We start from the raw sequence: 13,856 nt of genomic DNA, 5'->3' as shown, positions 1-13,856 counted from the left end.
ATTAGTCAGCCTTCTTGGTGGTGGCCTTTTTGGCCGGGGTGGTGTCCTTCGCGGCGAGCACGCTGGTCAGTTCCAGGCGGCCAGCGGTGCGCAGGGCGGATGCTTCGATGTCCAGCAGGTCCAATTCCTCGCCGACGACGGACCAGTGGCCGGCGTGGGTGGGGAATGGGATGAGGACGGTGTAGGTTTGGCGAGTGGGCATAAGAGAGAATCTCCAGGCGAAAAAAAACCGCGAAGGGCGGTTTGGGGGGGGCAGATGAATGGGGTTTATTCGGTTTGCTCAGCGAGCCAGATTGGAGCAACTGGACGAAGTTCGGCTTTAGGGAAATTGGGCGATTGAGGCCAGTCGCGAAGAGCCTGGATATAGACCAACAACTGCATGAAGTACTCATCAGAAAGCGTTGTAGACGCCTCCATTTCTAACTGATCACGATGACGGTCACGCAGCCATGTCACCGCCAACAACTCATCATCACGCCATGCTCGCTCAACAACTACAAGATCAAAAGCAGGAGAGGGGCCGGCAGCCAGCGCCATAGCCTCGGCTTCCGAGATATTGCGAAAGCCATCAGGCGCACTTACTCCCTGATCAAAAGCAAATATCTCTCCAATTTCATTAATGAAATAGTTCATCAGCGCATTTCCGTCCATGTGTTAATAGTGTAGCTACCCAACGGGACTTTATAAGTGGAGCCTGCTGGAACAATTGCGGAAATCGCCATACTTAAACCGGCGCTCGGAAATGAAGACCCTATAAACAAAGTGCTATCAACCACAATTGAAGCAGTTTGGTTTACGGCAGTAGCAACAAAGGCAATATTGACGTAGAGGGGTCTTTCTGTGGCATTGGTATAGGTGACGTTAATCGCCCTAGATGCCTTAACATCAGATATTGTCTTGAATTGATTTGTTAGTGTGCGGCTGAGTTCTCGTATCTGACTTTCCAAAGCTGCAATATCAATATATCCCTGATTGATTGGCGCGTTCCAAGCCTTAATACACCACATCACTGCCAGGTTACGCGGTCGGGTCTCCGTATCGCCTGTAAAACCTACGTTGTAGAGCGTGTCGTAATTATTGCCTCCGAGAGACTTGGCGCCAGTCGGGACTGATGCAGAGCTGATTCCTGTTTGATTTGGAGGCGTATGGGTATGACTCTTGAACGCATCAGCCTGGTAACTGCCGACCGCTCGACCAGGGTCCATACCGCGTCCATGATCCCATCCCCGAAAAAACTCCCCTCGCGACTCCGGTAACCGTGTGTAACCCACCGCATCACCAGTAACGTTAAACCTCTTCGCCAAATACGCCGCAAGATCCGGATAAAGGTCATCCTTGAACAGACTGTTATCCACCTCCAAATACCCCGGCGGCACCGTCCCCAGTGGAAACGGCACCATAACCCCCACCGGCAACGCCGAAGCCTTGGCAATCATCGCCTCAATCTCAGCCTTGGTATAAGTCCCCTTCGCCAGTTGCTCGCCCAGGTAATCCATCACCCAAGCCCGCGTCGCCTTCACCACGGTGTCATCAATCAACAACGTCACGATCGACGCATTACTCGTCTCAAAAATCGAGCGAATATAAAACTCTTTCCCCGATCCCGACGTCGCCAGTACCGGCTTATACGACTCCGGGTATTTGACGATCGCATACAAGATCCCGGTATCCGTCCACAGCCCGGCCTCGCGTACATACCAGCCGCCAACATCCGACGGGATGGTGACTTCGGCCATCAGCCAGTTGGCATTTTTCTCATCTTGGAATAGCGCGTTCAGCGGCCCGCGCCAGACTTCGCGTTTAAGGGCCTTGGCGCTGGCGTCGGGGTTATAGACGGCGCCGTTGCCGTCACCGACGGAAATCTGCGCCAGCTTGATCGGTACGCCGGCGGCCTTGCAGGCGGTTTCGTAGGCGATCCCCGCGTTGGTGAGCAGGGTGTAATAGTCAGCCATTTAGTGCTCCTGTGGATAAAGGGTGGTGGTTTCGACGGTGTAGAGACCGGCCGCCATAAAGGCGCGCCCCGAGGCCTCGACCCCTGCCAGCACGTTGGGATAAATCGTGGTCAGTTCACCGCACAGCGTGGCGGCACCTATGCTGTGACGGCCAAAGGCGCTCAGGCCCACGGAGATCGACAGGATGTCGCGCTCGCTTTTGGCATCGGCCAGGCGGCGGTCGAGTCGGGCATCGATAACCTCGCCGTAGGGCAATTCGGTCCAGGCCCGTACGGCAAAGCTGTAGGGCACGCCCAGCGGTTCCTGCTCGTACCAGGCGCGCACCTCGGGCGTGAGTTGCAGGCCCCTGGCGGCGTTTTCCAGGGCTTGGCGGGTGCCCGCCTGGCGCGCGGTGGGCCAGGCGAGTTTGACGGTCAAGCGTTTCTCAGCCTCCGGGGCCGTGCTGCTCCATTCGTTGACGGCGCGGTCTGCCGCCAGGTAAGGCAAGAACGCCGCGGGTGTACGGGCCGGGTCCATCAGCTCGGGAAACGGTGGGGTAACGCGCTCCAGCAAATAGCCAAACCCCAGGTCCAACGCCTTTTCCAGCGGCGAACTGTTGACCGGCAACAGGCTTGCTTTGGGATCCCTCATAGCGTGCGCACCTCCACCTCGACACCCGTGCAATACGGGGCCTGGAACGCCGTGCTGATGATCGGCTCCAGCGGTTCGAGGATGTGCAGTTGCGCCGCGCCGGCGCTGTGGATGGCGTAGTCGATCCAGCTTGGGTCGACCCGGCCTTCCAGGCGATGACAGGAGTCGGCGTAGGTTTGCAGCAGTTGCTGCGCAGCCACTTGAGTCAGGCCCGAATCCGGTCCGGCATTGATCTTGGCCACCACACGAATTTTGTACCGTTGAATCTGCGCAGCCTGCACGGTGACCAGATCGGTTTCCGGTCGTACATCCGGCCGTGCGAAATGTCGCCGCACACCGTCGAGTAAATCGGCGGAAGGTGTGCCATCCCCTTCCCTGGACAGTACGGTGACCATCACTTCGCCAGGAGCCGTACGTCGCCCGTTGCCATCCTTGACCTGGGCTGCGTAGCCGTCCGGATCGAAGGCGTAGCTGACGGTCACCACGCCCGGCGTAGCGCTCTGCACCTTGACCGACGGCCGCTCGCCGAGGGTGAACACTTCGCGGCGGTACTGCATGCGCGAACCCGCTGCCGGCGCATGGGGTGCCAGGTAATAGCGCAGGCGCGCATCGTCGTCGCTTTCCAGGGTGGGTGGCACCGGCGGGAAGGCGGCCGGGTCGCCGGGGTCGAGCACCTGGCGCTCCAGGCCCATGTCGGCCAGGCGCGCATCCAGGTTGCTGCCGGTGGCCCACCACGCCAGCATCTGCTTGATACGGGCGTTGTATTTGCGCTCATGAGTTTGCAGCCGCACGCAAAACGCTTCCAGGGCCAGGGTCAGCAGCTCGCTTTCGTTATCGAGGCTGACCTTGAGCTTGGCTGCGGTTTGCGGCGCGCGGGTGGCGACGTAGTCGACGACGAACGCCTTGAACTCCGCCAGCAGCGGTTCGAATTCATCGACCGCGATAATCGCCGGCTCCGCCAGTTGGTTCTGGCCAGGGATCAGCATGCTCATGTCACGACCTCGAAGGATTGTTGGCGGTTTTTCCAGGTACCGGCAAAACGCAGCAATAAACCTGCGCCCTGGCGCGTGGCGACAATGACCTGGGGTTGGAAATCGGCGATGCCGTTCTGGGTGGTGTAGAACGCTTGCGCGGCGTGGCTTTGGGCGAGGATCAGCAGATCGTCACCGAGGTTCTGGCCGAGCAATTGCGGGATCAGCGAGCCGTACAACGGGCGCTTCTGGCGAGTGCCCACGGGGGTGGTCAGCGCTCGGGTGGCACGCTGTACAAATTGCAGCCAGTCATCGACCGCTGCCCCGGTGTTCCTATCGATTCCGATCATGGCAAATCCTTATGCGCTGCTGATCACACGGCCCTGGTGATCCACCAGTGGGCCGCTCAAGTGCACACCGCCAGCGTCCAGCAGCAGGCCGACGGCACCGAGTTGCACAGCGATGTGATCGGCCGTCATTTGCAGGGTGGCGGGGCCGACTTTCACCTCGACCTGTTCGCGGGAACCGCTGAGGGTCGTGGGGCCGTTGGCCCAGTTGAAGGTGTGGCTGGCGTCGTCGTAATCGCTCTGGGTACCGTCCTGATAACGGCGTCGGGTCAATGACGCAACGCTGGAGACCGGCGGAAACAAGCTACTGTTGAGGCCGAAGAGGGCTACAGACTGCGCACCGCCCTCTCCACCGCCATAGTTGAGCAACAGACATTGCTCCCCCACGGAAGGAATGCGGGTTTCGCTCTGCGCCCCGGCACTGGGGTTGAAGAAGCGGATCGCCGGGCTGAGCAACTCACCGTGGCTGACCTTGCAGGTATTGCCGGCGGCGTCGACCTCCTGGCACACGCCAATGCGGCAGAAACTATCCGCGCGTCGATACAGGTCTTCGAGCTGGGCTTCCATTTCCGCCAGGCGCTCGATAATCGGCCCCAGTTGCATGCGTAACAATGCGTCGAACATGGCCTACTCCTGCAACGGGCGATATTGATCCGGATCGTCGATGTCCGAGACTTCCCAGGTGCAGGCAAACAACGGCGTACCTGTGGGATCTTCGAGCAGCGACGGGCCGAAATAGAGGTTTTGGGTGAAGGACACGGTCCAGCTGTCGTAATCCGTTTCGTTACCGGTGAGTACCGTCGGTGCCGCGACGATGGCCGTGGGCAGGTCGCACTGATCAGGCGGCAGGCCCCAGCGGTTATCCAACGCCAGGTCCATCAATTGGCTGGCCAGGTCACAGGCGTCAAAAGCAGTAGCCCCGCTGGCAACCGTGACGCGGAGTGAAACCGCCAAGGCGTGGGCCTTGCGCCCTTCAAAGGAGCGAACGTCGGGGCCGTTGCGCTCCACGGTAATCAGCACACCGGTTCTGTCGCTGGCGCCCTGGAAGTCTTGATGATTGCCGACGCGCAATAGTGGAAAGGCGCGCTTGAGCGCTTCCCCAATCGCCACGGGGAGCTGGGAAGGTTTTTCGATAAGTGTCATGTAGTCGCGTCCTTGCAACGGTTACGGCTGATCCGGGCGGGAAGGCGGGGTCTCGTTGACCCCGATGCGCTTGGCCGCCCAGCGTTCATAGAGGCCGATGGCAACGTCGGCCCCCGCCATGGCGGTCAGGCAACCAATGGCGCCGGCAGTCCAGATCGACATCCCCGCGGCGTAGCACAGCATCAATGCCGACACCCCGCAGACCATGCATGCTCCCGACCGCAGGGCCAGGCGCCGCACCAGCGACCAGCCCCGCGCGCCCTCCTTGTCGGCGCGCCACATTTCGCCGGAGACCCCGCCGACCAGGGCCAGTACGATCACCAGCCAGATAGGCATTTCCGCTAACGCTTGCTGCTCGTTTGTCATGTCACGCCTCCTGGCTGAACAATGCCGGCAGAGTGCCGGCGCTTGGGTAATTCCATGTGTAGGTAGGCATTCCAAAAAGCCCGGTTACCCGGGCTTTTCAGTAATGCGGTCCTCGGTCTTTCGGCGCTACTGGCGCGGTACGGACCTTTCCTCGATGTTTTTCCGACCACGATCCCTGTCTGCCGGATAACTGCTTCTGGTGCTTTACGCTGCACACCCGGGTCAGTTGCCAACCCTCTGAACCGTTGAGGCCGATTCATCGCTGCCTGTTCGTTGAAGCGGTGTCACTAAAGAGCGTCGGCATCCTTGCCGGTGTTACCTGGCATCCTTGCCATCGCTCTGATGGCGTCCTTGCCGATGTTGCGTGCCTTCCTTGTCTTCCTTGGCAGCATCCTTGCCGCCTCCACCAAGCCTTGTTGGCTGGCTTGGAACAAAGAATATGCATGTATGCATATACAGTCAATGCACAAATGCATTTATTTTCAGCAAAGAAATGCATAGATGCATTTTCAGCCTTATGGGCAAAGGGTTTGACGATTTTGTGCAGGCGAAAAAAAGCCCGCTCGATAGCGGGCTTTGTCTTACACAAGGTGGTTAACGGGCGTACATGCCCCACCAGAACACATGACCCAGGATGCTGATTTGCTCATCCTGGATGTCCTGGAAGCTGTAGTCCTCGTCCGGGTGCTCATCGCGGTTGAAACTGCGCAGGCGAATCCCGGAAGGCAGGCGGTAGAGCTGTTTCACCCGCAGTTGGCCGTTGTGATTGATGGCGTACAAGTCGCCATCAACGATGTCTCCAATGGCGCTCTTGCCCGCATTCACCCCCACCGTCGCGCCATCGCGCAACACCGGCAACATACTGTTGCCGCGTACCGTCACGCATTTGGCCTGGTCGAACTGCACACCGTTATGCCGCAGGCTGCGCTTTCCAAAACGCAGGCTGGCCTTCTCACTTTCTTCGATGACGAATCTTCCTGATCCAGCAGCCAATTCAACCTCGCGCAGAAAGGGGATCGACACCTCGTCGTCATTCACAGGGGTGTCGTCATCCCACAGGCTTATGTCCTTGAGTTCCGAATGCATCGGGTCGCGTCCATCATCACGCAAAGCGCCCACCGCTGCGCGCCCGCGCAGTTGGTCGGTGCTGACGCGAAAATACTCGGCGATGCGGGAAATATGCTTGTCCGACGGATCAACGATCTTGCCGCTGAGGATCCGGGACAGTGTGGATTGAGGCACGCCGGTACGCCGGTGAAGCTCCGTGGGGGAGATCCGGTCGCGGTCCAGCAGCTCTCTTAAGACGATAGAAACGTTGCGTTTTTGCATAACGCGGATAGTGACGGGAGTTTTTTGGGTTTGCAAATGCTAATTTGCATATTTTATGCACATGCCATGCCGCCGCGCCTACCCGCTTGCGACCTGCGAACCCCCGACCTCGCGTGTTAACCTTGCGCCCATCGCAAAAAATGCTGGGCCGAGCGCCCCCTTTGCCCCATCACTTTCAACGAATTTGCCTACTATCCAATGAGTAAAAACACGTCCGATCTGTCCTCCCACACCCCGATGATGCAGCAGTACTGGCGCCTGAAAAACCAGCACCCTGATCAGTTGATGTTCTATCGCATGGGCGACTTCTACGAGATCTTCTATGAAGACGCGAAGAAGGCGGCCAAATTGCTGGACATCACCCTGACCGCGCGCGGGCAGTCGGCAGGGCAGTCGATTCCGATGTGTGGGATTCCTTACCACTCGCTGGAAGGCTACCTCGTCAAACTGGTGAAGCTGGGCGAGTCGGTGGTGATCTGCGAGCAGATCGGTGACCCAGCTACCAGCAAGGGGCCGGTTGAACGTCAGGTGGTGCGCATTATTACGCCGGGGACGGTGAGTGATGAGGCGCTGCTGGATGAGCGACGTGACAACCTGATCGCCGCCGTCCTGGGCGATGAGCGTTTGTTCGGCCTTTCCGTACTGGATATCACCAGCGGCAACTTCAGCGTGCAGGAGATCAAAGGTTGGGAGAACCTGCTGGCGGAGCTGGAGCGCATCAACCCGGTGGAGTTGTTGATCCCGGATGACTGGCCAAAAGACTTGCCGGCAGAAAAGCGTCGTGGGACCAAGCGTCGCGCGCCGTGGGATTTCGAGCGTGATTCGGCGTTGAAAAGCCTGTGCCAGCAATTCTCGGTGCAAGACCTCAAGGGCTTCGGCTGTGAAACCCTGACCCTGGCCATCGGCGCCGCCGGTTGCCTGCTCAGCTACGCCAAGGAAACCCAGCGCACCGCCCTGCCGCACTTGCGCAGCCTGCGTCATGAGCGACTGGACGACACCGTGGTGCTCGATGGCGCGAGCCGTCGCAACCTGGAGCTGGACACCAACCTGGCCGGTGGCCGCGACAACACGTTGCAATCGGTAGTGGACCGCTGCCAGACCGCCATGGGCAGCCGCCTGCTGACCCGCTGGCTGAACCGCCCGCTACGCGACCTGACCGTCCTGCAAGCGCGCCAGACGTCGATTACTTGCCTGCTGGACGGCTATCGCTTTGAAAAGCTGCAACCGCAGCTCAAGGAAATCGGCGATATCGAGCGCATCCTGGCGCGGATCGGCCTGCGTAATGCGCGGCCCCGTGACCTGGCACGCCTGCGCGACGCGCTCAGCGCGCTGCCGCAGTTGCAAGTGGCAATGACCGAGCTGGACACGCCCCACCTGCAACAACTCGCCGTCACAGCCGGCACCTACCCGGCACTCGCGGCGTTGCTGGAAAAGGCCATTATCGACAACCCGCCGGCAATTATCCGCGATGGCGGCGTACTCAAGACCGGTTACGACAGCGAACTGGATGAATTGCAGTCCCTGAGCGAAAACGCCGGGCAGTTCCTGATCGACCTGGAAGCCCGCGAAAAAGCGCGCACCGGCCTGGCCAACCTCAAGGTCGGCTACAACCGCGTGCATGGCTACTTTATCGAGTTGCCGAGCAAGCAGGCCGAGTCGGCGCCCATCGATTACCAGCGTCGCCAGACCCTCAAAGGCGCAGAGCGCTTTATCACGCCAGAGCTGAAAGAATTCGAAGACAAGGCGCTGTCGGCCAAGAGTCGCGCCCTGGCTCGGGAAAAGATGCTCTATGAAAACCTGCTTGAAGACCTGATCAGCCAACTGGCGCCGCTTCAGGACACCGCCGCTGCCCTGGCAGAGCTGGATGTACTGAGCAACCTTGCCGAACGCGCGCTGAACCTCGACTTGAACTGCCCGCGGTTTGTCAGCGAGCCCTGCATGCGCATCGTGCAAGGTCGCCACCCGGTGGTGGAGCAGGTGCTCACCACGCCGTTCGTCGCCAACGACCTGTCGCTGGATGACGATACACGCATGCTGGTCATCACCGGTCCGAACATGGGCGGTAAATCCACCTACATGCGCCAAACCGCCCTGATCGTGCTGCTGGCGCATATTGGCAGCTTCGTACCGGCGGCCAGTTGCGAACTGTCCCTGGTGGACCGCATCTTCACGCGGATCGGCTCCAGCGATGACCTGGCCGGTGGCCGTTCGACCTTTATGGTGGAAATGAGCGAAACCGCGAATATCCTGCACAACGCCACCGACCGCAGCCTGGTGCTGATGGACGAAGTCGGTCGCGGCACCAGTACCTTCGACGGCCTGTCCCTGGCTTGGGCGGCGGCCGAACGCCTGGCGCACCTGCGCGCCTATACGCTGTTCGCCACCCACTACTTCGAACTGACCGTGTTGCCGGAAAGCGAGCCGTTGGTGGCCAACGTGCATCTCAATGCCACCGAGCACAACGAGCGCATCGTGTTCCTGCACCATGTGCTGCCAGGGCCGGCCAGCCAGAGTTACGGCCTGGCCGTGGCGCAACTGGCGGGCGTGCCCAACGACGTAATCGCCCGCGCCCGCGAGCACCTCAGCCGCCTGGAGGCCACGGCCCTGCCCCACGAAACCGTGGTCGCGAGCCCGAAAAAAACCAACAGCAAAACCAGCACGCCACACCAGAGTGATATGTTCGCCACCCTGCCCCATCCGGTACTGGAGGAGTTGGCAAAGCTTGACCTGGACGACTTGACGCCGCGAAAAGCGCTGGAAATGCTCTATACACTGAAGACACGGGTCTAACGCAGACGCTTGCAAGCTGATATTATCTCGCGCGGTTTGGGATGCTGCGGGCTTTTAGCCTGGTCCGCAGACTATCGCTCTCGAACCTCGCGAGCCCCACCATAAGGGGTTTCGCTGCCGCCGCCTGAGGAGAAAATTAGAAATGACCTTCGTCGTCACCGACAACTGCATCAAGTGCAAGTACACCGACTGCGTAGAAGTGTGTCCGGTGGACTGCTTCTACGAAGGCCCGAATTTCCTGGTCATCCACCCGGACGAGTGCATTGACTGCGCCCTGTGTGAGCCTGAATGCCCGGCCGTCGCTATTTTCTCCGAGGACGAAGTCCCGGAAGACATGCAGGAATTTATCCAGTTGAACGTCGAGCTGGCTGAAATCTGGCCGAACATCACCGAGAAGAAAGAACCGCTGCCGGACGCGGAAGAGTGGGATGGCAAAAAAGGCAAGATCAAAGAACTCGAGCGCTGACAGCGTCGCAGTCCAAAAAAAAGGCCCTTCCGGGCCTTTTTTGCGTTCAGGGGTAGACGCTCACTTTTCTTCAGGCAAAAAAAAGGGGCGGTATGACCCGCCCACATTTTTTCCCTAGTCCCTTTATTCCTTTTCATCATCCTGATGAATCGCATCCTGCGACGTTCCTTCAAGCCATCGTTCCTTGATGGCCGTGCCAATCCGTGGACACAGGGCTGATCTTAGAGAGTTCCCGGCGAAGTTCAACGCGATCCAACCGCTGGACTGACAGCTATCATTGCTCGAGACACAATAAATAGTTGTTATATTTCAATCAGATAGAAAAACACTCCGGTATTTAGAGGCGCTACGGGCGGGCAAAAAAACCAAACACTTACGTAAAAGTAAGCGAATGCTTACACGCGCCATTGCGTAAAAGCGCAATTCGCCGCTTTGGCAGTCCCGACTCGATCCTGCCCCCCTCAATCTTCACTGACAGTGATAGTCGGCATGGCCTGCGTCGCAGCCTCTTGCAGCACGATTCGTGCGCCGACATGGCGGGCCAGCTCCTGATAGATCATCGCGATCTGGCCATCGGGCTCGGCCGCCACGGTAGGCTTGCCGCCGTCGGCCTGCTCGCGAATACCCATCGACAACGGCAATGAGGCCAGCAGTTCGACGCCATACTGGGTCGCCAGCTTCTCGCCTCCCCCTTCACCGAACAAGTGCTCGGCATGCCCGCAGTTGGAGCAGATGTGCACCGCCATGTTCTCCACCACACCCAGCACCGGGATATTGACCTTGCGGAACATCTCGACGCCTTTCTTCGCGTCGAGCAGCGCCAGGTCCTGGGGCGTGGTCACGATCACCGAGCCAGCCACCGGGACTTTTTGCGCCAGGGTCAGTTGGATATCGCCCGTGCCCGGCGGCATATCGATCACCAGGTAGTCCAGGTCGCCCCAGGCAGTCTGCGTGACCAGTTGCAGCAGTGCGCCGGACACCATCGGCCCGCGCCAGACCATCGGCGTGTTGTCATCGGTGAGGAAGGCCATGGACATCACTTCCACGCCCATGGACTCAATCGGCACGAACCATTTCTGGTCCTTGACCTTCGGCCGCGTGCCCTCGGCAATGCCGAACATCACGCCTTGGCTCGGGCCGTAGATATCGGCGTCAAGAATGCCCACCCGCGCACCTTCACGGGCCAGGGCCAGGGCCAGGTTGGCCGCCGTGGTGGACTTACCCACACCGCCCTTGCCGGACGCCACTGCGACCACGTTCTTGACGTTGGCCAGGCCTGGGATCTGCGCCTGGGCCTTGTGCGGCGCGATCACGCACCGAATGTCGACCTTGGCCGCCCCCACGCCGTCCAGGCCTTCGATGGCCATTTGCAGCATCTGCGCCCAGCCGCTCTTGAACAGGCCGGCGGCATAACCCAGTTCCATCTGGACCGACACTTGATCGCCCTGGACCTCGATGGCGCGTACACAGCCGGCACTGACCGGGTCCTGGTTCAAATAGGGGTCGGTGTATTGGCGAAGAACGGCTTCCACCGCTGCGCGATTGACGGCGCTCATGGGCTACTCCCGAAAAAAGACTGACTGAAACAGGCGGCTATCCTAACCGTTCCAGCGGCTTAACGGCATGCTTTCGAAGACAGGGAAGATGCTGAAACAACGCCACGGGGTGAAATAAATTTCCCGGCGCTTTATAGTGGCCGACCTCCGTTTCATCAAGTAGCCGAGCCCCATGTCCGAGCCACGCAAGATCCTCGTCACCAGCGCCCTGCCCTATGCCAATGGTTCCATCCATCTTGGCCATATGCTTGAGTACATCCAGACCGATATGTGGGTGCGCTTCCAGAAGCATCGCGGCAATCAATGCATCTATGTCTGCGCGGACGACGCCCACGGCTCGGCCATCATGTTGCGCGCCGAAAAGGAAGGGATCACCCCGGAACAACTGATCGCCAATGTGCAGGCTGAACACAGCGCCGACTTTGCCGACTTCCTGGTGGACTTCGACAACTTCCACTCGACCCACTCCGACGAAAACCGCGAGCTGTCGAGCCAGATCTATAAGCGCTTGCGCGACGCCGGGCACATTGCCACGCGTTCGATCACGCAGTATTTCGACCCGGAAAAGAAAATGTTCCTGGCCGACCGTTTCATCAAGGGCACCTGCCCAAAATGCGGCACCGAAGACCAGTACGGCGACAACTGCGAAAAATGCGGTGCCACCTACGCACCCACTGACCTGAAGAACCCGCGTTCGGCTATCTCCGGCGCCATCCCGGTGCTCAAGGATTCCCAGCACTTCTTCTTCAAGCTCCCGGATTTCCAGCAGATGCTGCAAACCTGGACCCGCAGCGGCACCCTGCAGGACGCCGTGGCGAACAAGATCGCCGAATGGCTGGACGCCGGCCTGCAACAGTGGGACATCTCCCGCGATGCGCCGTACTTCGGCTTCGAAATCCCCGACGAGCCAGGCAAGTACTTCTACGTGTGGCTGGACGCGCCGATCGGCTACATGGCCAGCTTCAAGAACCTCTGCGCCCGCACGCCGGAGCTGGACTTCGACGCTTTCTGGGGCAAGGACTCCACCGCCGAGCTGTACCACTTCATCGGCAAGGACATCGTCAACTTCCACGCCCTGTTCTGGCCAGCCATGCTCGAAGGTTCGGGCTACCGCAAGCCAACCGGCATCGCCGTACACGGTTACCTGACGGTCAATGGCCAGAAGATGTCCAAGTCCCGTGGCACCTTTATCAAGGCGCGCACCTACCTGGACCACCTGTCGCCGGAATACCTGCGCTACTACTACGCCTCCAAGCTGGGCCGTGGCGTCGACGACCTCGACCTGAACCTGGAAGACTTCGTACAGAAGGTCAACTCCGACCTGGTGGGCAAAGTCGTCAACATCGCCAGCCGTTGCGCCGGGTTCATCCACAAGGGCAACGCCGGTGTGATGGTGGCGGAAAATGCCGCGCCGGAACTGACCGAGGCCTTCCTGGCCGCCGCGCCAAGCATTGCCGATGCCTATGAGGCCCGCGACTTTGCCCGCGCGATGCGCGAGATCATGGGCCTGGCCGACCGCGCCAACGCCTGGATCGCCGACAAGGCACCGTGGTCGCTGAACAAGCAGGAAGGCAAGCAGGCTGAAGTCCAGGCGATCTGCGCCACCGGCGTCAACCTGTTCCGCCAGTTGGTGATCTTCCTCAAGCCCGTGCTGCCATTGCTGGCCGCCGACGCCGAGGCGTTCCTCAACGTCGCGCCGCTGACCTGGAATGACCACGCCACCCTGCTCGGCAACCACCCGCTGAACGAGTTCAAGCCGCTGATGACCCGCATCGACCCGGTAAAAGTCCAGGCCATGACCGACGCTTCGAAAGAAGACCTGGTCGCCAGCCAGACCGATACCGGCGAATCGACGCCAGCGGGCAACGGTGAACTGGCCAAGGACCCCCTCTCCCCGGAGATCGAGTTCGACGCCTTTGCCGCCGTGGACCTGCGCGTTGCGCTGATCGTCAAGGCCGAAGCCGTTGAAGGTGCCGACAAGCTGCTGCGCCTGACCTTGGATATCGGTGACGAGCAACGCAACGTGTTCTCCGGGATCAAGAGCGCCTATCCGGACCCTTCCAAGCTCAATGGTCGCCTGACCATGATGATCGCCAACCTCAAGCCGCGGAAAATGAAGTTCGGTATTTCCGAAGGCATGGTGATGGCGGCTGGCCCTGGCGGCGAAGAAATCTACCTGCTGAGCCCTGACAGCGGCGCCAAGCCGGGTCAACGCATCAAGTAAGCCCGGCGAAACAGCCCTGTCGTTACGGCGACGGGGCTTTTCAGCTAGTACCCCCTTCTCGCTTGCCGGATAATCAGGCCCT

General features: G+C 59.9%; 14 protein-coding genes. 3 read left to right on the top strand and 11 right to left on the bottom strand.

Going from position 1 to position 13,856, the window contains the following annotated elements; translation table 11 throughout:
* Position 1 precedes the first annotated feature (1 nt).
* The 10 genes from P2T68_RS07435 to P2T68_RS07390 all read right to left on the bottom strand — a co-directional run bounded on the left by P2T68_RS07435 (position 2) and on the right by P2T68_RS07390 (position 6,738).
* Positions 2-202, bottom strand: a complete 201-nt coding sequence (locus P2T68_RS07435) for a hypothetical protein (protein ID WP_024073740.1) — start codon at positions 200-202, stop codon at positions 2-4.
* 65 nt (positions 203-267) lie between these two features.
* The gene (locus P2T68_RS07430) at positions 268-633 is read right to left on the bottom strand and encodes a phage tail assembly chaperone (protein ID WP_024073739.1); all 366 of its coding nucleotides are present in this window, start codon (positions 631-633) and stop codon (positions 268-270) included.
* Positions 633-1,952 (bottom strand): phage tail protein, encoded by a 1,320-nt coding sequence (locus P2T68_RS07425; protein WP_024073738.1) that lies wholly within the window; start codon positions 1,950-1,952, stop codon positions 633-635. Before P2T68_RS07425 ends, P2T68_RS07430 begins: the two co-directional genes overlap by 1 nt.
* Positions 1,953-2,582 (bottom strand): phage tail protein I, encoded by a 630-nt coding sequence (locus P2T68_RS07420; protein WP_024073737.1) that lies wholly within the window; start codon positions 2,580-2,582, stop codon positions 1,953-1,955. It abuts the gene before it with no gap.
* Complete coding sequence (locus tag P2T68_RS07415; RefSeq protein ID WP_102624421.1) at positions 2,579-3,574, bottom strand: baseplate J/gp47 family protein; 996 nt, start codon at positions 3,572-3,574, stop codon at positions 2,579-2,581. The genes P2T68_RS07420 and P2T68_RS07415 overlap by 4 nt, the downstream gene beginning before the upstream one ends.
* Positions 3,571-3,903, bottom strand: a complete 333-nt coding sequence (locus P2T68_RS07410) for a phage baseplate protein (protein ID WP_024073735.1) — start codon at positions 3,901-3,903, stop codon at positions 3,571-3,573. The genes P2T68_RS07415 and P2T68_RS07410 overlap by 4 nt, the downstream gene beginning before the upstream one ends.
* Before the next feature lie 9 nt (positions 3,904-3,912).
* Entirely contained in the window at positions 3,913-4,524 is a 612-nt protein-coding gene (locus P2T68_RS07405) for a phage baseplate assembly protein V (RefSeq protein ID WP_024073734.1), read from the bottom strand.
* Between the two features lie 3 nt (positions 4,525-4,527).
* Positions 4,528-5,043 (bottom strand): hypothetical protein, encoded by a 516-nt coding sequence (locus P2T68_RS07400; RefSeq protein WP_024073733.1) that lies wholly within the window; start codon positions 5,041-5,043, stop codon positions 4,528-4,530.
* 21 nt (positions 5,044-5,064) lie between these two features.
* Positions 5,065-5,409, bottom strand: a complete 345-nt coding sequence (locus P2T68_RS07395; protein ID WP_024073732.1) for a phage holin family protein — start codon at positions 5,407-5,409, stop codon at positions 5,065-5,067.
* 594 nt (positions 5,410-6,003) lie between these two features.
* Positions 6,004-6,738: an XRE family transcriptional regulator gene (locus P2T68_RS07390; RefSeq protein ID WP_024073730.1), complete on the bottom strand. Its 735-nt coding sequence runs from the start codon at positions 6,736-6,738 to the stop codon at positions 6,004-6,006.
* A gap of 198 nt (positions 6,739-6,936) precedes the next feature.
* Between P2T68_RS07390 and mutS the strand changes: the two genes are divergently transcribed.
* Together mutS and fdxA are read left to right on the top strand one after the other, a co-directional pair.
* Complete coding sequence (mutS, locus tag P2T68_RS07385; protein WP_277379204.1) at positions 6,937-9,528, top strand: DNA mismatch repair protein MutS; 2,592 nt, start codon at positions 6,937-6,939, stop codon at positions 9,526-9,528.
* 142 nt (positions 9,529-9,670) lie between these two features.
* On the top strand, positions 9,671-9,994 hold the full coding sequence (fdxA, locus tag P2T68_RS07380; protein ID WP_024073728.1) for a ferredoxin FdxA: 324 nt from the start codon (positions 9,671-9,673) through the stop codon (positions 9,992-9,994).
* Between the two features lie 461 nt (positions 9,995-10,455).
* Here fdxA and apbC read toward each other — a convergent pair whose 3' ends face one another.
* On the bottom strand, positions 10,456-11,550 hold the full coding sequence (gene apbC, locus P2T68_RS07375) for an iron-sulfur cluster carrier protein ApbC (protein ID WP_024073727.1): 1,095 nt from the start codon (positions 11,548-11,550) through the stop codon (positions 10,456-10,458).
* A gap of 172 nt (positions 11,551-11,722) precedes the next feature.
* On the opposite strand from apbC, the gene metG reads away from it, so the two are divergent.
* Complete coding sequence (gene metG, locus P2T68_RS07370; RefSeq protein ID WP_069075357.1) at positions 11,723-13,774, top strand: methionine--tRNA ligase; 2,052 nt, start codon at positions 11,723-11,725, stop codon at positions 13,772-13,774.
* Positions 13,775-13,856 lie beyond the last annotated feature (82 nt).

The organism is Pseudomonas sp. G11 (genome assembly GCF_029457515.1).
Classification (GTDB): domain Bacteria; phylum Pseudomonadota; class Gammaproteobacteria; order Pseudomonadales; family Pseudomonadaceae; genus Aquipseudomonas; species Aquipseudomonas gorinensis.
The sequence above is the reverse complement of the archived record's forward strand: the minus strand, read 5'-3'. Positions and strand labels throughout refer to the sequence as shown.